Origin of the sequence: Thiohalophilus sp. (assembly GCF_034521165.1) — a bacterium.
GTDB lineage: Bacteria > Pseudomonadota > Gammaproteobacteria > UBA6429 > Thiohalophilaceae > Thiohalophilus.
In genome coordinates, this window is record NZ_JAXHMV010000010.1 from 114,328 (window position 1) to 135,846 (window position 21,519).

The 21,519-nt window shown below is 57.9% G+C and carries 17 protein-coding genes and 4 tRNA genes; 19 read left to right on the forward strand and 2 right to left on the reverse strand.

Going from position 1 to position 21,519, the window contains the following annotated elements; translation table 11 throughout:
* Positions 1 to 225: 225 nt before the first annotated feature.
* A complete protein-coding gene (hypE, locus tag U5K34_RS09790) occupies positions 226 to 1,239 on the reverse strand; it encodes a hydrogenase expression/formation protein HypE (RefSeq protein ID WP_416224072.1) in 1,014 nt (337 codons plus the stop codon).
* A gap of 150 nt (positions 1,240 to 1,389) precedes the next feature.
* Complete coding sequence (hypF, locus tag U5K34_RS09795) at positions 1,390 to 3,651, reverse strand: carbamoyltransferase HypF (protein WP_322568212.1); 2,262 nt, start codon at positions 3,649 to 3,651, stop codon at positions 1,390 to 1,392.
* A gap of 177 nt (positions 3,652 to 3,828) precedes the next feature.
* On the opposite strand from hypF, the gene U5K34_RS09800 reads away from it, so the two are divergent.
* The 19 genes from U5K34_RS09800 (at position 3,829) to U5K34_RS09890 (ending at position 21,292) form a co-directional block, all read left to right on the forward strand.
* Positions 3,829 to 4,149, forward strand: a complete 321-nt coding sequence (locus U5K34_RS09800) for a hypothetical protein (RefSeq protein WP_322568213.1) — start codon at positions 3,829 to 3,831, stop codon at positions 4,147 to 4,149.
* Between the two features lie 5 nt (positions 4,150 to 4,154).
* The gene (locus tag U5K34_RS09805; protein WP_322568214.1) at positions 4,155 to 5,231 is read left to right on the forward strand and encodes a V-type ATPase subunit; all 1,077 of its coding nucleotides are present in this window, start codon (positions 4,155 to 4,157) and stop codon (positions 5,229 to 5,231) included.
* On the forward strand, positions 5,228 to 7,123 hold the full coding sequence (locus U5K34_RS09810) for a V-type ATP synthase subunit I (RefSeq protein WP_322568215.1): 1,896 nt from the start codon (positions 5,228 to 5,230) through the stop codon (positions 7,121 to 7,123). Before U5K34_RS09805 ends, U5K34_RS09810 begins: the two co-directional genes overlap by 4 nt.
* Positions 7,124 to 7,164: 41 nt before the next feature.
* Positions 7,165 to 7,614, forward strand: coding sequence for an ATP synthase subunit C (locus tag U5K34_RS09815; protein ID WP_322568216.1), 450 nt, complete (start codon positions 7,165 to 7,167; stop codon positions 7,612 to 7,614).
* Between the two features lie 6 nt (positions 7,615 to 7,620).
* Positions 7,621 to 7,947 carry a V-type ATP synthase subunit F gene (locus U5K34_RS09820; protein ID WP_322568217.1) on the forward strand — a complete coding sequence of 109 codons (327 nt, stop codon included), beginning with the start codon at positions 7,621 to 7,623 and terminating at the stop codon, positions 7,945 to 7,947.
* Complete coding sequence (locus U5K34_RS09825) at positions 7,947 to 8,600, forward strand: V-type ATP synthase subunit E (RefSeq protein WP_322568218.1); 654 nt, start codon at positions 7,947 to 7,949, stop codon at positions 8,598 to 8,600. The genes U5K34_RS09820 and U5K34_RS09825 overlap by 1 nt, the downstream gene beginning before the upstream one ends.
* Positions 8,593 to 10,371 (forward strand): V-type ATP synthase subunit A, encoded by a 1,779-nt coding sequence (locus U5K34_RS09830; RefSeq protein ID WP_322568219.1) that lies wholly within the window; start codon positions 8,593 to 8,595, stop codon positions 10,369 to 10,371. Before U5K34_RS09825 ends, U5K34_RS09830 begins: the two co-directional genes overlap by 8 nt.
* Positions 10,364 to 11,794: a V-type ATP synthase subunit B gene (locus U5K34_RS09835; RefSeq protein WP_322568220.1), complete on the forward strand. Its 1,431-nt coding sequence runs from the start codon at positions 10,364 to 10,366 to the stop codon at positions 11,792 to 11,794. The genes U5K34_RS09830 and U5K34_RS09835 overlap by 8 nt, the downstream gene beginning before the upstream one ends.
* Entirely contained in the window at positions 11,794 to 12,417 is a 624-nt protein-coding gene (locus U5K34_RS09840) for a V-type ATP synthase subunit D (RefSeq protein WP_322568221.1), read from the forward strand. The genes U5K34_RS09835 and U5K34_RS09840 overlap by 1 nt, the downstream gene beginning before the upstream one ends.
* 155 nt (positions 12,418 to 12,572) lie before the next feature.
* A complete protein-coding gene (locus U5K34_RS09845; RefSeq protein ID WP_322568222.1) occupies positions 12,573 to 14,279 on the forward strand; it encodes a potassium/proton antiporter in 1,707 nt (568 codons plus the stop codon).
* Positions 14,280 to 14,387: 108 nt separating this feature from the next.
* Positions 14,388 to 14,463: transfer RNA gene (locus U5K34_RS09850), tRNA-Lys, on the forward strand.
* 82 nt (positions 14,464 to 14,545) lie between these two features.
* Positions 14,546 to 14,630, forward strand: a tRNA-Leu gene (locus U5K34_RS09855).
* A 57-nt stretch (positions 14,631 to 14,687) separates the two neighbouring features.
* A complete protein-coding gene (tig, locus tag U5K34_RS09860; RefSeq protein ID WP_322568223.1) occupies positions 14,688 to 16,001 on the forward strand; it encodes a trigger factor in 1,314 nt (437 codons plus the stop codon).
* 29 nt (positions 16,002 to 16,030) lie between these two features.
* A complete protein-coding gene (clpP, locus tag U5K34_RS09865) occupies positions 16,031 to 16,666 on the forward strand; it encodes an ATP-dependent Clp endopeptidase proteolytic subunit ClpP (protein ID WP_322568224.1) in 636 nt (211 codons plus the stop codon).
* Between the two features lie 136 nt (positions 16,667 to 16,802).
* Complete coding sequence (gene clpX, locus U5K34_RS09870; protein ID WP_322568225.1) at positions 16,803 to 18,086, forward strand: ATP-dependent Clp protease ATP-binding subunit ClpX; 1,284 nt, start codon at positions 16,803 to 16,805, stop codon at positions 18,084 to 18,086.
* 150 nt (positions 18,087 to 18,236) lie between these two features.
* A complete protein-coding gene (gene lon / locus U5K34_RS09875) occupies positions 18,237 to 20,651 on the forward strand; it encodes an endopeptidase La (RefSeq protein ID WP_416224073.1) in 2,415 nt (804 codons plus the stop codon).
* Positions 20,652 to 20,849: 198 nt separating this feature from the next.
* A complete protein-coding gene (locus U5K34_RS09880; RefSeq protein WP_322568226.1) occupies positions 20,850 to 21,122 on the forward strand; it encodes an HU family DNA-binding protein in 273 nt (90 codons plus the stop codon).
* A gap of 13 nt (positions 21,123 to 21,135) precedes the next feature.
* Positions 21,136 to 21,211, forward strand: a tRNA-Val gene (locus U5K34_RS09885).
* A gap of 4 nt (positions 21,212 to 21,215) precedes the next feature.
* A tRNA-Asp gene (locus tag U5K34_RS09890) sits at positions 21,216 to 21,292 on the forward strand.
* Positions 21,293 to 21,519 lie beyond the last annotated feature (227 nt).

Genomic DNA, 21,519 nt, shown 5'->3' on the forward strand with positions numbered 1-21,519 from the left:
TGGGGACAACTGTGATCATGATCAGCATAAAATGGGTGATATTCACTGTTCGCAGGGGAGGTGACTCAAATAACTGTTCCAATTTCGTGCACACCTTGCACTCTGGCTAATCTTGTAGCTCACGCTGGCGTTAGCCTGCGTGACAACCCTCCGATATCGAGAGTGTCAGGTAACGCTGCGCGCAACCTGACCTGCGCTTCTGAGTACCTTATTAGGAACAGTTACTTAGCAGATCCGCGGCAGGGGATCGTCTTCCAGTTCTTCCAGCGCCCGTTCGCCTCCCAGTTCGGTCTCCAGCACCACGCAAGGGTCATCACGATTAATCTGGCCGATGATGGCGGCGTCCTCGCCCGCGGGAAGTTGCTGCCAAGCATCCAGTAAAGCCTGAGCCTGTTCGGTGGCGATAACGGCCACGATGCGCCCTTCACAGGCCAGATAATAGGGATCGTAGCCGAGCATCTCGCAGACGGATCGGACCGGTTCGCGGACCGGAATGCAGGACTCCTGGATCCGTACCCCCAGTCCCGTGGCGCGCTGGATCTCGTGCAGTACCGTCGCCAGCCCGCCACGGGTGGGATCGCGCATATAACGCAGGCCACCCAGTTCGGTGGCGGCCTGCGCCAGGGGCAGGACACTGGCCGCATCGGAACGGACCTCGCCGCGCAGGCCGAATTGTTCGCGGGCCAGCATCACGGCAATCCCGTGGTCCCCAACCGGTCCGCTGACGAGGATCGTGTCTTCCGACTGGATACGGGACATACCCAGTTGTAACGAACGCGTTCGCAGACCGACGCCGGTGGTGGCAAAATAGACGCCGCTGCCTTCGCCGCGCGGTACCACCTTGGTATCGCCGCAGGCAATGCGCACGTCGGCGTCACGGGCGGCGCCGGCCAGGCTGTTGAGCAGGCGTTGCAATAACGCCACCTCAAGCCCTTCTTCGATAAACAGGTTCAGGGTCAGGTAATGGGGAATCGCGCCGCTGACCGCCAGATCGTTGATCGTACCGTGTACCGCCAGCGACCCGATATCACCGCCCGGGAATTCCAGCGGCTTGACCGTAAAGCCGTCGGTGGTGATGAGTAATTCGGCATTGTCACATGCCATGTCGATACCGGCCGCATCATTTTCAAAATCCAGCAGCCGATCGCCGAGGCAGCCGGCAATCAATTCTTCGATCAACTCGCGCATCAGCCGGCCGCCATTGCCGTGGGCGAGGGAGATGTGCGTGTCAGTCAGCATGGCCATGTTTGTTTTTTTACCGCAGAGACGAAAATATAATTTTGAATTTTGAATGTTGAGTTAAATCTGGATACAGGGGTTCAATTCAAAATTCAGCATTCAAAACTCAAAATTACCTTGCCGCCTCTGCGGTGAAATCGTTTTTGAACTTTAGTCCGCCTGAAGCCGGGCCCGGGCTTCGATGATCTGACCGTAACACAGTCCGGCATCGTTGACCGGCACCTGTTGCGGCAGATAGACGCGAAAGCCGGCCTGTCGACACTGTTGCATGACCAGCTCGCAGAGTAAACGGTTTTGAAACACACCGCCGGACAGCCCGATGGCAAAATCGCCGTGGCGCTGTTTCAATGCGCTGGCCTGCGCGAGCAGGGTCCGGGCCAGGCTGTGATGAAAGGCCGCGGCCCGATCGGCAATCGACAGCGTCTCATCCAGCAATAGCGGCAGCAGCGGAGCCCAGTCGCTGCGTAACACCTCCGATTGTTCAAACCAGGGCAGGTCGATGCCTGCATGCTTGCCTTTGACGGCCTGTTGTTCGAGCCACATCGGCCCCTGGCCTTCGAAGCTGGCCTGCTGGCAGAGGCCGGTCAGGGCGGCCGCGGCATCGAACAGTCGACCGACGGCCGTGGTTTGCGGTGTATTGAGGCCTTTGTGCCAGGCTTCCTGTAACAGTGCGGTATTGTCGGGCGCGTCGGGCCAGTCGTATCCAGATTGCCAGCACAGCGCCAGGGCCGCTCGCCAGGGTTCACGCGCGGCACGCTCCCCGCCGGGTAAATAAAACGGCCGCCAGCTGGCCACACGCTGCCATTGGCCGGGGTGGCCCAGCAGGGCTTCGCCGCCCCACAAGGTGCCGTCCGGCCCCAGTCCAACCCCGTCCCAGGTAAACACCAGCCAGCGCGGCTCGTCGGGGAATTCCCCGGCGACGGTTGCGGCATGAGCGTGGTGATGGGGCACCGTTATCAGTGGCAGCTTCTGTTGTTTGGCCCAGCGTGAGCTGAAATAGTCGGGGTGGTTGTCGCACACCAGCGCGGCGGGCTCGACCGTATAGAGTTGTTGCAAATCGGCGAGGGTCCGGGCGTAGACCTGCTGGCTGCGGGGCGCATCGAGATCGCCGATATGCGGGGAGATGACGACCCGTTGCTCCCAGGCGAGTGCCACGCTGTTTTTCATATGCCCGCCACAGGCGAGCAGCGGTTGGGATAAGGGCTGCGGCAGGGTCAGCTCCAGGGGCGCATTACCCCGGCCCAGGCGCAGGGGGCGAGGGTGGTGATCAATCATGCGCAGCACCGGGTCATCCGCCGGTCGCACGATGGGACGGTCATGGTGCAGGCGAATGTCCGTCAGGTGCGTCAGGCGTTGTCTGACCTCGTCGGCCCCGGTCAATACCGGTTCCCCCGAAAGATTGGCCGAGGTCGCCACGATGGGCTTGCCAAACTGTGTCAGTAAGAGATGATGCAGGGGACTGTAGGGTAACATGACCCCCAGCTCATTCATTCCCGGGGCCAGGTTGGCGGGCAACGGGCACTGCGGCAGGCGGGATAACAGCAGCACGGGGCGTACCGGCGAACGCAAACAGGCTTCGGCAACGGCATCGAGTTGCAATTGTGGGCGTATCGCCGCCAGCTCATCCTCGCCGCTGGCGGGAAACATGACGGCCAGCGGTTTGTCGGGGCGCTGTTTGCGCTGGCGCAAGCGGTCAATGGCAGCCTGATCGGTGGCATCGCAACAGAGATGGTAACCGCCAATGCCTTTAATAAGGACAATCTCGCCCTGCTGTAATGCGCTAATGGCCGCCTGCAGGGCGGCATCGGCCGTGTGTTGTTGCGCGTGATGTTCAAATGCCAGTATCGGTCCGCAGTCCGGACATGCCAGCGGTTCGGCGTGATAACGACGATTGAGCGGATCGGTGTATTCCGCCTGGCAGGCAGCGCATAACGGAAAATCCCGCATGGCGGTATTTACCCGATCATAGGGGAGCCGTTCGATCAGCGTGAAACGCGGCCCGCAGGCGGTGCAGTTGATAAACGGGTAGCCATAGCGGCGATCGTCGGGATCGTTGAGTTCATGCCGGCAGTCGGGGCAGAGAAACAGATCCGTCGGCACATGGATGTCGGTCGAGTCGCCTTCCTGCGAGGGGTGTATCGCAAAACCGTCACCGGTCCCGCCCTCTGTCACGGTATCGATCGTCCGGCTGGAGCGGATTTGAGGTTGCGCGCCGGGCGGCGCCTGTTGCAGGAGTTGGTTGCGGAACGCCTGTAAGCAGTCGGCGGATCCCTGTATCTGAATCCGCACCGTGCCTTTTTCGTTGCGTACCCAGCCGGTCAGTCCCAGCCGGGAGGCCAGCCGATAGATAAACGGCCGAAAACCGACCCCCTGAACTTTCCCGCGGATGACCAGCTCAAGACGCTGCAGCATAAAACCGCTCTGCCTGATTAAAAGAACGTCAGCATAACAGATGTCATATTTTTGTAGCGTTGTTTTGCTTGAGGAGTAAACGAAAGCTGAACCATCAGTGATTGATTCACCGCGACGCTTGACCTAGTATCAAAGGATAGCGTAACAGATTAATCTGATTCTCTCACTGGAAGGTCGATGGAAGATACTCTTTCCAAATTGCTGGCGGCCGAGGACCAGGCCCAGAAGATTATCGACGCGGCACTCAAGGAACGGGACAGCATCGTCAACCAGGCCATGGAGGAGGCCCGGCGTGCCGAGCAGCAATTCGCAGACCGGGTTCCGGAAATACATCAATCGTATATCGACAAGGCACAAGAGCGCGCCCGCCATACCATTGCGGAAATGGAACGCCGCTTCAGTGAACGCCAGGATGAATTGCAACGCATGGCGCAAGAGAACCATGATGCCGCCCTCGATGCCGCCCTGACCATTATGCTGGGCGATAAGCCGGACTGAGCATTGTGCAGGTCAAACACGCTTATCTGAATACCCGACTGAACCTGTTATCCGGCTGGCTGAAGCGAACGGATCTGAACCGGCAATTGATCCGGGAAGGGGATACCCGATCGGGTGAACTGTTGCAGCAAGCCGGATTGCCGCACGCCTTTTCCGAACTGCTTTCACAACCTGATGAGTTTGATCGCCAGCTCCATCAACTGTTTCTGCGTGAAGTCACCCTGCTGTTGCGGGCCACCACGGGGGCTTTACGGGAGTTTATCATTCAGTGGTTGCGACAGTACGAGCTGTTGAATATCAAGACGGTCCTGCGGGCACGGGCCTACGGGGAGCCTCTCGACTCGACACGGATCACCCTGCTGGATATCGGCCGCTACGCCAGCCTCTCGGCCGAAACCCTGCTGGCCGCCGAAGATGTGAATGAAATTTTCCGGGTTCTGGAACATTACAGCTATGCCACTCTGGCGCAAAAGGCGCGGCGCCATTACCAGGAGCGGCAGAACATCTTCGATCTGGAGGCGATGATCGATCGTCAGTACTTTGTCGATCTGATGCAGCATTTTCAATTTCTTGACCCGGCGCATAAACAAGCCCTGAAACCGCTGCTGGGGATGCAACTGGATCGGGTCAACCTGCTGTGGTTGCTGCGCTACCGCCTGAACTACGGGATGGACACCTCGCACATCTATTATCTGCTGGCGCCGACCGGCCGCTGGCTGGACAAGACGGTATTGATGACGCTGTTGCGTCAGGAGACGCTGGAGGAAATGCTGCAACAGTTACCACCAACCTGGCGCAAGGCAGTTGCGGGCAAACAACAACTCACCCGCCTGGAGAATGCTGCCGATCAACTGTTACAAAACTACTATACGGAGCTGTTTCAACGTTCATCGGACAGTGTCGTGCGATTATATTGTTATCTCTGGTTGCGTCAGCATCAATTGAAACAGGTTGCGATCATTATCAAGGGGCGGGAGCTCGGGTTGGAGAGCGCGATGATCAGTGATGCCGCCGGTCTGGAAGAGCATGGGGAAGCAGGATTGAATCCTGACGGGGAACTGAATCTGGCGAGGGCAGGATGATTCGTCTACGTCCCGAGCGCATGCGTCATATTACGCTTTATCTGGTTCGCGAATCCGTACCCGATGTATCGCTGCATCTGGCCCGCTTTGGCTGGTTCAACCCGATATCCCCGAACACGGATACCGAAGTCCTGACTCCACGGCCCGACAGTGAATACCGGGACACTTATGCGCGCGCCAGAAAACGGCTGGACAAGATTCTCCATTTTACCGACTTATCGGTGCGGGGTGAGACAGGCACGATTGAGCAGATGTTGGGCCTTGCCGATTTGCAGGCGCTGGATAATCAGCTGGGTGACCTGTGGCAGCGTTGTTCCCGCCTGGAAGAACAGCAGCGCCAGGTTTCCGAAGAGATCCGCCATACCCGACAGCTGCAAAATACCCTGCAGGAGTATCGGGCGCTGAATATTGATCTCAGTCGTCTGCAACAACCGCATACTTTTCTGGATATTCGCCTGGGAACCGTGCCGCTGAGCGAGGTCAACAAACTGCGTGATGCCCTGAGTCTGAATAACTATCTGCTGACACTGTTCCGCCACCAGGAGAATCAGGCACATGTGGTGATCACCGGAGAAAAGGAACAGGGCGGGAACATCGCCCGGGTCCTGGAGGCCGCCTCGTTTCGCACGACGCCCTTGCCGGCCGAATTTCACGATTATCCCGAACGCCTGCAACAGCAACTGAGTACCGAACTGGATGAGTTGCAGCAGCAACAACAGCAGCTGGCGAAGACTGTCCGGCAAACGGCGCAGGACAACCACGCATTTCTGCAACAGGCGCAGGCGCAGCTGAATATCGCCGAGGCCTATGCCGAATTGTCCGGCCAGCTGGCTTCCAGCGGGGCTCTGGGTTCCTTGCAGGGCTGGGTTCCCAGGGGCCGGCTTGAGGGATTGCGCCGGACGCTGACCGGGATACTGGGGGATCGGTTTGTACTCCAGATACGTGCGCCCCGACTGGATGAGCGTTCGAAGGTGCCGTCCTATACTGAACATGCCGCTTTTTTGCGGCCCTTTGCCACGCTGGTGAACAACTATGGCGTACCGCGCTATGGCGAGTTCGATCCGACCTGGTTATTCGCGCTCAGTTATATTTTTATGTTCGGCATGATGTTCGGCGATATCGGTCACGGCCTGGTGATTATGCTGGGCAGTCTGCTGTTACGTGGCAAACTGGCAAGTTATCGACCCTTTTTTGTGACAATTGGTTTGTCGTCGATCCTGTTCGGTTTTGTCTACGGCAGTCTGTTCGGTTTCGAGGAGATTATCCCGGCCTGGTGGATGTCGCCCCTGCATGATCCGGTTTTGATGCTGACCGTGGCTCTTGGCTGGGGGATCGGGTTTATCATACTGATGGTGCTATTCAGTATCCGTAATCACTGGATCGACAGTGACTATCGAACGGCGTTGTTTGGCGGTCACGGGGTAGCCGGTTTGCTGTTGTATGCGGGTCTGATTCTGCTGGCCTGGCAAGGGTTCAGCCAGGGCGAAGTCGGCGCGGCAGGTGTCTGGCTGACGGGATTGTCGTTGCTGGCCATCCTTGTGCATGGCTGGGTCACGACCAGTTCGTCGCGCGGTGAGCGCGCTCTGGTGATTCTGATCGAGGCGTTCGAAACCGTTATAGGGTATTTCAGCAATACCCTCTCCTTTTTGCGTGTGGCGGCCTTCAGTATCAATCATGTTGCCCTGATCGTGGCGGTGTTCACCGTGGCGAACATGTTTGATAGCACCGGTCAATGGATTACGATTGTACTGGGTAACCTGTTTGTTCTGGTTCTGGAGGGGGCGATCGTCGCCATCCAGGTATTACGCCTTGAATATTACGAAGGGTTCTCGCGGTTTTATCGCGGTGACGGCCTGGCTTTTCGGCCGCTGGTCCTGCGGGATGCGGCCTGAGCCATATCGACTGATTGGACATTATAACGGAGATCAACACGATGCTTTACTGGATAGTGGGACTTGTCAGCGTCAGCTTTGTCGGCATCATTGCCCTCGGCATTTATTATGAAATGCGACCGCAACCGGCCGCCGGCCAGCCACGACGGCGGATGCGGCACGTGCTCGGCGGCAATCTGTTTTTGTTCGTACTGGCCCAAATACTGTTGCTGTTCACTGTCGCCAACGAGGTGATGGCCGCCGAGGCGGTGAATGCCGTCGTGAACGAGGTATCGCTCGGCAAGGGGCTGGCACTGGTCGGAATCGGGCTTCCGACCGCCGTGGCGACCATCGCCGCGGGGATCGCGGTGGGCCCGGTGGGTTCCGCGTCGCTGGCGGTCATCGCGGAAAAGCCGGAACTGTTCGGGCGTACCCTGATCTATCTGGGGCTGGCTGAAGGCATCGCCATCTATGGCCTGGTCGTCACGATCCTGATGCTGGGGAAAATCTAGATTCCAATGGAACGTAATGTGCGCATGCTCGCGCTGGGAAGTGCGGCCCTGACCGACGGCTTTGCCCTGCTGGGTTTTGAAACCTATCCCGATGCCGACCGGGAGGTATTGAACCGGGTGCTGGAAGAACTGGTCCAGCAACGGGGCCGGGCGCTGGTACTGGTGGAACCGGCCTTGTGTGAGCAGCCGAGCACGTTGCTGCAGCGCCTGCGTATCGAAGGCGGGCAGATCCTGATTACCGAGATTCCGCCGCTACAAATGCCCGAAGGCTATCAATCGGATGTCGAGGATCTGTTGCACTCGGTACTGGGCCAGAGTGCCCTGGAGACATAATGGCCGAAGAGCGCGATCAGACCGATAACCTGGAAAAGGCGTTACTCGAGCGCGCCAATCGCCTGGCCCGGGAATACCTGGCGCGTGCCGAACAGCAGCGCGAGGATATCCATCGCGACTTGCGCGAAAAACTGCATCTGAGCGAAGAGCGTGAACTGCTCTCTGCCCGGGAGAAAAGCGAGCGCGTTTATCAGCAACGCATCCAGGCCAGCGAATTACAGCTCCAGGCCCGGCTCGATCATCTGCGCTGGCAACAGGTGCAACAGATACTCGATGAGCTGCTGCGTCAGCTACAGCAACAGGCCGAGGATGACGAGACCTATCTGCCCTTACTCGGGCAGTTGTTGCAGGACGCGGCCGCGGCCATCACTGCCGAGCATCTTGTTGTGCAGGTAAATTCACGCGATCGGCAACGTCTGCAAAACGTCGATACTCAACAGTGGCAAACGTGGCTGCCGGACAAACAGATCACCCTTTGTGAACAACCCTGTGATTGTAGCGGCGGTGTTCTGGTGTATGACAGTGATAACCGGATCCGCGTGAACAATACGTTCGAGGGCCGGATTGCCATGCTGCATGAACAGCTTGAACAAAGCATCATGGAACATCTGTTCAGTAAAACCCTGACCACCGGGGAAATGATTCATGGGTGAAGTGCGGGAGATTAACGGCCCGATTGTCCGGACCCGCTTGCCCGGCGCGATGAACGGCGAACAGGTGCTCATCGGACAGCAGCAACTGATGGGTGAGGTGATCGGCCGGGAAGGGGACGAGGCCATCGTCCAGGTCTATGAGTCGACCGAGTCCCTGCATCCCGGCGAGTCCGTGAAGGGGCTGGAGCATCCCCTGTCGGTGGAACTCGGCCCCGGCCTGCTGGGACAGATATTCGATGGCATCCAGCGTCCACTTAACAAGCTCTATGATCGCAGCGGCGATTATATTGCCCGGGGGCTGAATATTCCGGCCCTGGATCGGGACAAGCTATGGTCCTTCCAACCTGAGGGCAGTCTGCAGCCGGGTCAGTCGCTTGCCGCCGGGGCGGTACTCGGTACGGTGCAGGAAAGCGAGACCATCACGCACCGCATTCTGGTACCGCCGACCCTCGAGGGGGAACTGCTGTCGCTGGCGGGGGCCGGCGAGTATGGCGTGGAAGAGCCGATCGCGCGAGTGCGTGACCACCATGGGCAGGAGCACACCCTCCAGCTTTACCAGCGCTGGCCGGTACGCCAACCCAGGCCCTATGCGCAGCGTGACAATGCGGTCGCACCGCTGTTTACCGGGCAACGGATCCTGGATACCTTCTTCCCTTTACTCAAGGGCGGCAAAGCGGCGGTGCCGGGACCGTTCGGCGCCGGCAAGACAGTCGTGCAACAGCAGATTGCGCGCTGGTCCAACGCAGATATCGTGATCTACGTCGGCTGCGGCGAGCGCGGCAACGAGCTGGTGGATATCCTCGACAGCTTTCCGCAACTGACCGATCCCTATAGCGGACGATCCCTTATGGAACGCACGCTGCTGGTCGCCAATACCTCCAATATGCCGGTGGTGGCGCGGGAAGCCTCGCTCTATACCGGGATCACCATCGCCGAGTATTATCGCGACCAGGGTTACGATGTGGTAATGGTGGCCGATTCCACCAGCCGCTGGGCCGAAGCGCTGCGCGAAGTGGCCGGCCGCCTCGGTCAAATGCCGGTCGAAGAGGGTTATCCTGCCTATCTTGCTTCCCGGCTGGCTTCGTTTTACGAACGTGCCGGTCGGGTGATGACGCTCAACGAAGCCAGCGGTTCGGTCTCCCTCATCGGTGCGGTTTCCCCGCCGGGTGGGGATTTTTCCGAGCCGGTCACCAGCCACACCAAGGAGATCGTGCAAACCTTCTGGGCCCTCTCCAAGGAGCTGGCCGATGCCCGTCATTATCCGGCGGTCTCCTGGACAGAAAGCTTTTCCGAATACGTGGGGGTGGCCGCCGAGTGGTGGCACGAGCATGTGAATGAACAGTGGTATACCGAACGGGCCCAGGCGGTGGCCCTGTTATCCCAGGCCGATGAACTGGCGCGGATCGTCAACCTGGTCGGGCCCGAGGCACTCTCTGCCTTTCAGCGCTGGACTCTGGAGGTGGCCAGTCTGTTGAAAGAGGCGGTGTTGCAGCAGAGCGCGCTGGAAGACAATGACAGTTATGCCTCGCCCGAAAAGCAGTTTGCCCTGTTGCACCTGGTCATCGACATCAAACGTCAGGGTGAAAAATTGCTGAAGCGGGGCGTGCCGGTACAGCAGTTACTGGAACTGGCGGTACTGACGCAGGTGAAGCGGCTCAAATCACGCTACAGCAGCGAACAGGTGGCCGATCTGCAAGGCTATCATGAGACGATCGATGCGGCCTTTGCCGAACTGGGCAGCGAATACCCGGAGCTGGAAACCCATGAGTGAGCATTATCGTCGCGAGGAATATCGCCTGGCCAGTGCCGCGCGCGGCGGTCTGTTGTATATGCAGGGCGTTGGGAATGTTGCCTTCGGTGATCGGGTGCAGATCCGCAACCGTAACGGGCAACTGCGCAATGGCCAGGTGATTCGCAGCTCGCCCGACGTGGTCCTGATCCAGGTCTTTGAAGGGACCGATAATTTAAATCTGGAAGATACCTGGGTGCGGTTTCTGGACAGGCCGTTCGAAATCGCTCTGTCGCCGGACGTGCTGGGCCGGGTCTTCAACGGCATCGGGGAGCCGCGCGACGAGCGGCCGCCGCTGGTCTCCCGTCAGCGCTGGAACGTGAATGGCGCTCCGACCAATCCGGCGGCCCGGGCGTATCCGCGTGAGTTTATCCAGACCGGGATTTCCGCGATCGACGGGCTGAACTCGCTGGTGCGGGGCCAGAAGCTGCCGATTTTTTCCGGCTCCGGTCTGCCGCATAACCGGCTGGCCGCCCAGATCGTCCGCCAGGCCCAGTTACCCGGCGAGGAATCGCGGTTTGCCATCGTGTTTGCCGCCATGGGCGTCTCCTATGCCGATGCGCGTTATTTTCATACCCAGTTCGAGCAGAGCGGGGTTCTCGGGCGGGTGGTGATGTTCATCAACCGGGCGGATGATCCCCCCATCGAACGGCTGATCCTGCCGCGCACGGCGCTGACCGCGGCCGAATACCTGGCCTATGAAATGGACATGCACGTGCTGGTGGTGATGACCGACATGATTCACTATGCCGAGGCGTTGCGCGAGGTGGCTACCGCCAAGGGCGATGTGCCGGCGCGCAAGGGGTATCCCGGCTATCTCTATTCGGATCTGGCCGAGCTGTATGAACGCGCCGGACGCATTCGAAACCGGGCCGGTTCGATCACGCTGCTCCCCGTGGTCAGCATGCCCTCCGATGATATTACCCATCCGATCCCGGATCTGACCGGCTATATCACCGAGGGCCAGATCGTCTTGAGCCGTGAGCTGCACAATCAGGGAGTTTATCCGCCGATCAATATTTCACCTTCCCTGTCACGCCTGATGAAAGATGGGATTGGCAAGAACGATACCCGCGACGATCATCCGCGGGTCGCCAGTCAGTTATACGCCGTCTATGCCCGGGCGCTGGAGGTACGTAACCTGGCCTCGATCATCGGTCCCGAAGAGCTCAGCGAGCTGGATCAGGAGTATCTGCATTTTGCCGAACAATTCGAACAACGCTTTATCGGCCAGGGCGAAGAGCAGAGCCGCTCCATCATCGAGACACTGGATCTTGCCTGGGAGTTACTGTCACTGTTACCGGCCGACAGTCTGAACCGGGTCAGTGATGCGGATCTCGACAAGTATCATCACTGGAGCCGTTCGTCGCAAAATCAGGCCAGAACGGCCCAGGAGGGCGAATAATGCCGGCACGTTTCAAAGTGGCCCCGACCAAAAACAACCTGTTGCAACTGCAGCAGCAGGTCAGGTTTCTGGACAAGGGTTACAGCCTGCTGGAACGCAAGCGCGAATTATTGACCCGGCTGGTCTATGAACGCCTGGCCAATTACCGCAAGCTGCGCAAGCAGAGCAAGGCATTGCTGAAACAGGCCTATCACTCCCTGGCCATTACCCATATGCGTATGGGGCGGGCGCAATTCAAGCAGACCACGCTGGGGATCCAGCCGGCGATTGAATTGCAGATTCTGCCAATGAGCAGTCTGGGTGTGCAGTACCTTTCTGTTAGCGCGAAAAAACGGCCTTTTCAACCTCTGGGCTTGTTCGGCACCGATGCCAGCTTCGATCAGACCCGCCAGTTGATGACGGAATTGGCACTGGTGCTGGTTCAACTCGGGGAGGCCGAAACCGCATTGCGTCGCCTGCTGGTCGAGCAACGCAAGACCCAGAAACGGGTGAACGCGCTCAAATACAATGTCATTCCCCGCTATCAAGATACGATCCGGTATATCGAATCAACGCTGGAAGAAGAGGAGCGCACCACGTTGTTTCAGATTCAGTTGTTGCAGAACAAACAGCACCAGAGTTGATGGCAGGAGCGTCCAGTAAACGCCCCGGCCTTGCGCACGCTGAAAATTTATCCAGAGAGTCCCCGCGTTTATGAAAAGTCTTCGTGTGGTAAGATACTGCTATCGGCCTTACTTTCGAAACTGTTCCGAACTCCCGACACGAGCCAACGGTATAAATGGAACTGCTAAATCACCTTTTATCAATCGCCGCATTGCTGTTATTCGGCAGCATCGTGGTCAGTTCCATTTCGGCACGGGTTGGCGCTCCCTTGCTCCTGATCTTTTTGATCGTGGGCATGCTTGGCGGCAAAGAGGGACCCGGAAACCTGGTGTTTGATGATGTCGGTACCGCCTATCTTATCGGTTCGGTGGCACTGGGCATTATTCTTTTAAACGGTGGTTTACACACCAAATTTGAAAGTTTCCGGGTTGGGTTGCGTCCGGCATTGAGCCTGGCAACAGTCGGGGTGTTGATCACCAGTGGTCTGGTGGGGCTGGCGGCCGCCTGGATTTTTGAACTGCACTGGATGCAGGGCATGCTGCTGGGCGCCATTATCGGTTCCACCGATGCGGCAGCGGTCTTCTCCCTGTTACACGCCCGGGGGATGAATATCGAGCGCCGGGTAGGGGCCACGCTGGAGATCGAGTCGGGCAGTAATGACCCGATGGCCATCTTTCTCACTATTGTGCTGATTGAGCTGATCCAGACCCAGCAGCCGTTGATGAGCTGGGATGTATTGCTCTCGTTTTTCATACAGATGGGTATTGGCGCCCTGGCGGGCGTGCTGGGCGCGCGTCTGCTGGGCTTTATGATCAACCATTTGACGCTGGCCAACGGATTGTATCCTCTGCTGGTGACCAGTGGCGGCTTGCTGATCTTTGCCCTGAGTAACAGCCTGGGCGGTAGTGGTTTTCTGGCCATCTATCTGGTTGGCGTGGTTCTGGGTAATCGCAAGCTGCATGCCGGACAGAATATTCTGCGTGTGCATGACGGGCTGGCCTGGCTCAGCCAGATCGGTATGTTCCTGATTCTGGGATTACTGGTGACGCCTTCCGATCTCTATCCGGTTGCCTGGCACGCCCTTTTGATCGCGCTGGTGCTGATCTTTATCGCGCGTCCGCTGGCGGTGTTGCTGTGCCTGTTGCCGTTTCGCTTTGCCTGGCGTGAGCTGGTCTATATTGCCTGGGTCGGGTTACGTGGGGCGGTACCGATTATTCTGGCCCTGTTCCCGTTACTGGCGGGCCTGGAGCAGGCCGATCTCTATTTCAATGTGGCATTTTTCGTGGTGCTGGTCTCCTTGTTATTGCAGGGCTGGACCGTGGCGCCCGTGGCACGCGGGTTACGACTGGATATTCCGCCGGGACCTGAACCGGTTATGCAGATCGATACCCTGATACCGGGGCATCCTGAATGTGAAATTCTGGTTTACCACCTGGGTCGTAACAGTCCGTTACGGGATCGTTCGCCCGATTACTTTATTTTACCGGGGACGGCACGCCTGACCTCGGTAATACGTGGCGGGATTTCCTACGATGCGAAAGATATCGACCGATTTGCAGTCAACGATTATGTCCACATTCTGGCCGCCAGTGAGGAAGTGGATCAGATAAACCGGCTGTTTACCACGCTGGAGTACGCTGCGGATCATCAATTCTTTGGCGATTTTGTTCTCGACCCCGGCGCCAAACTGTGCGACCTGTCGATGGCCTATGGCGTCTCGGTGCCCGAGCAATGCGACACGCTGACTGTTGGGGAATATCTGGCGCAACAGTTTCGCAACAAACCGGTAGTCGGAGATCGGGCCCGACTGGATAAAGTTGAATTAATCGTGCTGGAGATCGAACAGGGCAAAATTGTCAAAGTGGGTCTGAAAATTTCATAAATTTATGCATTCTGCCGCCTGATTCGATTAAGGACGTTCCCGGGGCAAACCGGGAAGTCGCGTTTGACTTGAAAAGCGTCTGACGATTGTGGTTCAATTCACTGTTTGGGGCCGTTAGCTCAGTTGGTAGAGCAGGAGACTCTTAATCTCTTGGTCGAAGGTTCGAGTCCTTCACGGCCCACCAGTACCTGCCGATTGTCCCCGCACCGCGCACGGATTACACCTCCATCCACGGTCTTCTGTATAATCCCCCCTGATGTGCATTCGCGGAAGTGGTGAAATTGGTATACACGCAGGTTTTAGGTACCTGTGCCGCAAGGCGTGTGGGTTCGAGTCCCACCTTCCGCACCAGCTGTTGAAAGGTTTTAACTGTCTGAATTTAAAGAACTAAATGACGAGGTCAAACACATGCAAGTCTCTGTAGAAGCCACCGGGGGTCTGGAACGCCGGATGACAGTCAACGTCGACGAGGAGCAAATCGCCTCGGCGGTCGACGATCGGCTCAAAAATATGACCCACACCGTCAAGCTCAAGGGCTTCCGCAAGGGCAAGGTACCGTTCAAAGTGGTCAAGCAGCATTACGGCAAGCAGGTGCGTGATGAAGTGGTGGGCGAAGTCGTGCAATCCACCTTTTATGAGGCGGTCAGCCAGGAAAAACTGCAGCCGGCCGGGAACCCGAATTTTGACGATTTGAAAAACGAGCCGGGTCAGGGGCTGGCCTATACCGCCACCTTTGAAATCTATCCCGACGTCGAACTGGCCCCGATGGCCGAGCAGACCGTGGAAAAACCGGTGGCCGAGATCGGCGAGGCGGATATCGACAAGATGATCGAAACCATCCGCAAGCAGAACGTCAGCTGGCAGCCGGTGGAGCGCGAGGCCAAAGAGGGCGATCGGATCACGCTCGACTTCAAGGGCATGGTCGATGGCGAAGCCTTTGAGGGCGGCAGTGGCGAAGGCATGCAGGTCGAACTGGGCGCCGGCCGCATGATTCCCGGTTTCGAGGACGGGCTGATGGGGGGCAAAGCCGGTGAAGACCGGACCCTGAACGTCACTTTTCCCGACAATTATCACGTCGAGACGCTGGCCGGCAAAGCAGCGGTATTTGAAACACATATAAATAGTGTCGAGGAAGCGGTGTTGCCCGAGGTGGATGCCGAGTTCGCGAAGAAACTGGGCGTGGAAAGCGGCGACCTGAGCGAGATGCGCAATGAAGTGCGCGCCAACATGCAACGCGAGCTGGACGACCGTCTGCGGGCCAGGCTCAAGGACGCGGTGATCGAAACCCTGCTGGCGGCCAACCCGATCGATGTGCCCAAATCCCTGGTCGAAAACGAGGAACGGACGCTGTTACAGCAGATGCTGCAGAACCTGGCTAGCCAGGGCATGCAACAGCAGGATCTGTCCGGGCTTAACCCGGAGATGTTCCGCGAGCAGGCTGAAAAGCGCGTGACACTGGGGCTGATTATGTCGGAGATCGTCAAGGCCAATGACCTCAAGGTGGAACCGGAGCAGGTCAAGGCGCGCATCCAGGCGATCGCCGCCCCTTACGAACATCCCGAAGAAGTGGTCAAATGGTACCAGTCCGATCGCCAGCGCCTGAGTGAAATCGAATCGCTGGTCTTCGAGGACCAGGTCGTCGACTGGGTGGTCGATCAGGCCAAAGTGGTTGAGAAACCGGTCTCATTTGATGAAATAATGACGTCCGAAAACGCGAAATAACAAGCTAGCAGCTTAAAGGATAGGTAGTCGTGACCGATAATCATAGCAAGCACACCGATACCGTGGCCCAGATGGTGCCGATGGTGGTTGAGCAGACCTCGCGCGGCGAGCGCGCTTATGACATCTATTCACGTTTGCTCAAGGAGCGGGTGATTTTTGTGGTGGGGCAGGTCGAGGATCATATGGCCAACCTGGTCGTGGCCCAGCTGTTGTTCCTCGAATCCGAAAATCCGGACAAGGATATCCACCTGTATATCAATTCACCCGGGGGTTCGGTGACTGCTGGACTGTCGGTTTATGACACCATGCAGTTTATCAAGCCCGATGTGAGTACTATGTGTATTGGCCAGGCGGCCAGCATGGGCGCGGTCCTGCTGGCCGGCGGCGCGAAGGGCAAGCGCTTTGGTCTGCCGCATTCGCGGACCTTGATCCATCAGCCGCTGGGCGGTTTCCAGGGCCAGGCGTCGGATTTTGAGATCCACGCCAAGGAAATTCTGGATGTGCGCGAGCGCTTGAACCGGATTCTGGCCGAACATACCGGCCAGCCGCTGGAACAGATTCAGAAGGATACCGACCGGGATTTCTTCATGAGCGCGTCACAGTCGGTCGAGTACGGGCTGATTGATGAGGTCATGACCAACCGGGACACAGGCTCGGACACATAGACCGGGTTTATGTCGGAGCGGGGCGCTAAAAGCCTGTTTGCAATAGGGCATTTAACTGTGCATTCGATACTTGAAAAATGCGTCAAATCGACGCATGGTATGAAGACAGTCAGCACACATATTTAGAGGTAGGGACATGAGTGACGACACAACCAATTCCGGTGATAACGGCAAGCTGTTGTACTGCTCTTTCTGCGGCAAGAGCCAGCACGAAGTACGCAAGCTTATCGCGGGTCCCTCCGTGTTTGTTTGTGACGAGTGTGTTGAGTTGTGCAATGACATCATTCGCGAGGAAGTCCAGGAGCAAAGCGGTACGGCGACCGGCAGCAAGCTGCCCACCCCGCACGAAATCCGTGACAAGCTCGACGAATACGTTATCGGCCAGGAACGCGCCAAGCGGGTGCTGGCGGTAGCGGTGTACAACCATTACAAGCGTCTGGAATCGGGGCAGAAAAAAGACGATGTGGAGCTGGCCAAGAGCAATATCCTGCTTATCGGGCCGACCGGCTGTGGCAAGACCCTGCTGGCCGAGACCCTGGCCCGGCTGCTGAACGTGCCGTTCACCATCGCCGATGCCACCACCCTGACCGAGGCCGGTTACGTCGGCGAGGATGTGGAAAACATCATCCAGAAGTTGCTGCAAAAATGCGACTACGACGTCGAGAAGGCCCAGACCGGGATTGTCTATATCGACGAAATCGACAAGATTTCCCGCAAGTCGGATAACCCCTCTATCACCCGCGACGTCTCCGGCGAGGGCGTGCAGCAGGCGCTGCTCAAGCTGATCGAAGGCACCGTGGCTTCCGTACCCCCGCAGGGCGGGCGCAAGCATCCGCAGCAGGAGTTCCTGCAGGTGGACACCGGCAATATCCTGTTTATCTGCGGCGGTGCTTTCTCCGGGCTGGACAAGATCATCCGCGATCGTTCCGAACGCGGCGGGATCGGTTTCGGTGCCGAGGTCAAGACCAAGCAGGAGAAGAAAAGCGCCAGCGAGGTGGTCAGCGAGGTCGAGCCCGAGGATCTGACCCGTTACGGTCTGATTCCCGAGTTCGTCGGTCGTCTGCCGGTCATCGCCACGCTCACCGAGCTGGACGAGGATGCGCTAATCCAGATCCTGACCGAACCCAAGAACGCCCTGACCAAGCAATATCAGAAGATGTTCGAACTGGAAGGGGCCGAGCTGGAATTCCGCGAATCCGCCCTCAAGGCCGTGGCCCACAAGGCCATGGAACGCAAGACCGGTGCGCGTGGTCTGCGCTCGATTCTGGAAGGTGTGCTGCTGGATACGATGTACGACCTGCCCTCGCTGGAGGATCTGAACAAAGTGGTCATCGATGATTCGGTGATTCGCCAGGAAGGCGACCCTCTGTTCATTTACGAAAGTTCGGAGTCCTCCAGAGCGGCATCGGCTGAAGACTGAAACGATTAAGGGGTATTTCGATACCCCTTAATTTTTATGGGCATGGAAAAATCGCCGGCGCCTGTTGAATTCCTGAGTATAGAACCCCAGATTAGCCTGTAACGGTCCCCGGGACCTCACGCAAACAAGAGATATCTGATTATGTCCGAAATGATTGAAGAACCGTTGACCGAAATTCCGGTCCTGCCGTTGCGGGACGTGGTGGTCTATCCCCACATGGTCATTCCGCTGTTCGTCGGTCGTGAAAAATCGATTCAGGCGCTGGAAGCGGCCATGGAAGACAACAAACAGATTCTGCTGGTGGCGCAAAAGAGCGCAGCCGAGGATGATCCCAAGGCCGACGACATGTACCGCATCGGTACCGTGGCCAGCATCCTGCAACTGCTCAAACTGCCCGACGGGACCGTCAAGGTCCTGGTCGAAGGCGGCAGGCGGGCCAAGGTCCTGAACTTCAACGAAGCCGAGGACGAGTATTTTACCGCCCAGGCCAAGGTGCATGAAGAAGAAACCGTCGATGATCGCGAAGCCGAAGTGCTGGTGCGCTCACTGACTACCCAGTTTGATCAGTACGTCAAACTGAACAAGAAGGTCCCGCCGGAGATTCTGACCTCCCTGTCCAGTATCGATGATCCCAGTCGGCTGGTGGATACCATTGCCGCGCATATGTCGCTGAAGATCGAGGAGAAACAGAAAATTCTCGAAAACTTCTCGCTGCGCGATCGGGTCGAGCAGCTGATGGGGCTGATGGAATCGGAAATCGATCTGCTGCAGGTGGAAAAACGCATCCGCGGTCGCGTCAAGCGTCAGATGGAAAAGAGCCAGCGCGAGTATTATCTGAACGAACAGATGAAAGCGATCCAGAAGGAACTGGGCGAAATGGACGACGTGCCCAACGAGATCGAGGATCTGGAAAAGAAAATCGAAGAAGCCGGCATGTCCAAGGAGGCCAAGACCAAGGCCAAGGCCGAGATGAACAAGCTGAAAATGATGTCGCCCATGTCGGCCGAGGCCACCGTGGTGCGCAACTATCTCGACTGGCTGGTGGGCGTGCCGTGGAAAAAACGCAGCAAGGTACGTAACGATCTGGCGCGCGCCGAAGAGGTGCTGGAAGAGGACCACTACGGCCTGGAGAAGGTCAAGGAACGCATCCTCGAATACCTGGCCGTGCAAAAGCGCATGAAGAAAATGAAAGGCCCGATCCTTTGCCTGGTCGGCCCGCCCGGGGTGGGCAAGACCTCCATCGGCAAATCGCTGGCCCGGGCCACCAATCGCAAGTTCATCCGCATGGCGCTGGGTGGCGTGCGTGACGAGGCCGAAATTCGCGGTCACCGTCGCACCTATATCGGCTCCATGCCGGGCAAGGTAGTGCAGAACCTGTACAAGATCGGGACCCGCAACCCGCTGTTTTTGCTCGATGAGATCGACAAGATGGCCATGGATTTCCGCGGCGATCCGGCCTCGGCCCTGCTCGAGGTGCTGGATCCGGAACAGAACCACACGTTTAACGATCACTACCTGGAGGTCGACTTCGATCTGTCGGACATCATGTTCGTGGCCACCTCCAATACCATGAACATTCCGGCCCCGCTGCTGGATCGCATGGAGGTGATTCGTCTGTCGGGCTACACCGAGGATGAGAAGGTCAACATTGCCCTCAAGTATCTGGTGAGCAAACAGGTCAAGGCCAACGGGCTCAAGGAAGGCGAGGTGGAGATCACCGAGGACTCCCTGCGCGATATCGTTCGTTACTACACCCGCGAAGCCGGTGTGCGTAATCTGGAGCGGGAGATCGCCAAGATCTGCCGCAAGGTGGTCAAGGAGATTCTTTCCGAACCCTCCGAGGAAACCGTCGTGGTCAAGCCAGAAAGCCTGGAGAAATACCTGGGCGTGCGGCGCTTCCGCTTCGGCCTGGCCGACGAGCAGGATCGCATCGGTCATGTGACCGGCCTGGCCTGGACCGAGGTCGGCGGTGATTTGCTGACCATCGAAACCGCGGTCATGCCCGGCAAGGGTAAGCACAACATCACCGGCCAGCTGGGCGACGTGATGAAAGAATCCATCCAGGCGGCCCTGTCGGTTGTGCGCAGCCGCGCCAATGTGCTGGGTATCGAACCGGACGTGTTCGAGAAGAAGGACATCCACGTGCACGTGCCCGAAGGCGCGATCCCGAAAGATGGTCCCAGCGCCGGTGTTGGCATGTGCACCGCGCTGGTCTCGGCCCTGACCGGTATCGCGGTGCGGGCTGACGTGGCCATGACCGGTGAGATCACCCTGCGGGGCGAGGTGTTGCCCATCGGTGGCCTCAAGGAGAAGCTGCTGGCGGCACACCGCGGTGGGATCAAGATCGTGTTGATTCCGCATGAAAACGAGCGGGACCTGACCGAGATCCCCGACAATATCAAGGAGAGACTCGATATCCGCACGGTCCGCTGGATCGACGAGGTGCTGGAAGTGGCATTGACCCGCCAGCCCGAGCCGCTCGAGCCGGCCAAGGGTGAAGAGAAGACCGAGGTGGTCACAAACAGCGATAACCCGGATCAGCCGGGCACGCTGCGGCCGCATTGACCCTGCATGTGACGCGGATTGACAGGCTTGTCAAGGATTTTATTACCGGTGGGCTGTATTAAACCGGTAATGTTTCCTTGACCGTCTGTAGCTCCCGTTGGTATAAAAATTCCCAAATAATATCCTGTACGACCGCCGGTCTCGTGATGGCGGTGTTTTTACCTCACACAACACTGAAAATAAGGGGGGACTCCCACTGTGAATAAAGCCGAACTGATCGATGCAGTTGCCGAAGGCGCCGACATCTCCAAAGCCGCCGCGACCCGTGCCGTGGATACCATGTTTGACAAGATTACCAACTCGCTGAAACAGGGCGACCAGGTGACCCTGGTTGGTTTTGGAACTTTCTCCGTGAAGGAACGTGCGGCCCGTACCGGACGCAATCCGCGCACCGGTGAAGCCATCCAGATCGCCGCCTCAAAAGTTCCTGGATTTAAGGCTGGAAAAGCGTTGAAAGATGCCGTAAACTAGCGCGCCTTTGCTGGGGTGGTTAGCTCAGCTGGGAGAGCATCGCCCTTACAAGGCGAGGGTCGCAGGTTCGATCCCTGCACCACCCACCAGTTCGGACCGGTAGTTCAGCTGGTTAGAATGCCGGCCTGTCACGCCGGAGGTCGCGGGTTCGAGTCCCGTCCGGTCCGCCAATACTGAAAAAGGGCGAGCTTTAACGAGCTCGCCCTTTTTCTTTTGTGTTCCCGCGTCAGGTATAACCGCCTCTTCAGGATAAGGTCTGCTGCGGGCCGGCAGGTATTTCGCCAGTGCCCTCAACTGAAATTTTGATTTGCGGGTTCTTTTTCAGACGTTTGCGGCGGTTCGGGATTGGCAACGCATATATTTTCGGCGGCGAATCAGAGTAAAATAGACCCTCCAC

Bases quoted from the DNA above. Each gene is read 5' to 3' on its own strand.
- U5K34_RS09825 (WP_322568218.1), top strand. From the start codon at position 7,947: ATGGCCGAAGAGCGCGATCAGACCGATAACCTGGAAAAGGCGTTACTC.
- lon (WP_416224073.1), top strand. From the start codon at position 18,237: ATGATTGAAGAACCGTTGACCGAAATTCCGGTCCTGCCGTTGCGGGAC.
- hypE (WP_416224072.1), bottom strand. From the start codon at position 1,239: ATGCTGACTGACACGCACATCTCCCTCGCCCACGGCAATGGCGGCCGG.
- U5K34_RS09830 (WP_322568219.1), top strand. From the start codon at position 8,593: ATGGGTGAAGTGCGGGAGATTAACGGCCCGATTGTCCGGACCCGCTTG.
- U5K34_RS09810 (WP_322568215.1), top strand. From the start codon at position 5,228: ATGATTCGTCTACGTCCCGAGCGCATGCGTCATATTACGCTTTATCTG.
- U5K34_RS09800 (WP_322568213.1), top strand. From the start codon at position 3,829: ATGGAAGATACTCTTTCCAAATTGCTGGCGGCCGAGGACCAGGCCCAG.
- U5K34_RS09835 (WP_322568220.1), top strand. From the start codon at position 10,364: ATGAGTGAGCATTATCGTCGCGAGGAATATCGCCTGGCCAGTGCCGCG.
- hypF (WP_322568212.1), bottom strand. From the start codon at position 3,651: ATGCTGCAGCGTCTTGAGCTGGTCATCCGCGGGAAAGTTCAGGGGGTC.
- clpX (WP_322568225.1), top strand. From the start codon at position 16,803: ATGAGTGACGACACAACCAATTCCGGTGATAACGGCAAGCTGTTGTAC.
- U5K34_RS09840 (WP_322568221.1), top strand. From the start codon at position 11,794: ATGCCGGCACGTTTCAAAGTGGCCCCGACCAAAAACAACCTGTTGCAA.
- U5K34_RS09845 (WP_322568222.1), top strand. From the start codon at position 12,573: ATGGAACTGCTAAATCACCTTTTATCAATCGCCGCATTGCTGTTATTC.
- U5K34_RS09815 (WP_322568216.1), top strand. From the start codon at position 7,165: ATGCTTTACTGGATAGTGGGACTTGTCAGCGTCAGCTTTGTCGGCATC.
- tig (WP_322568223.1), top strand. From the start codon at position 14,688: ATGCAAGTCTCTGTAGAAGCCACCGGGGGTCTGGAACGCCGGATGACA.
- U5K34_RS09820 (WP_322568217.1), top strand. From the start codon at position 7,621: ATGGAACGTAATGTGCGCATGCTCGCGCTGGGAAGTGCGGCCCTGACC.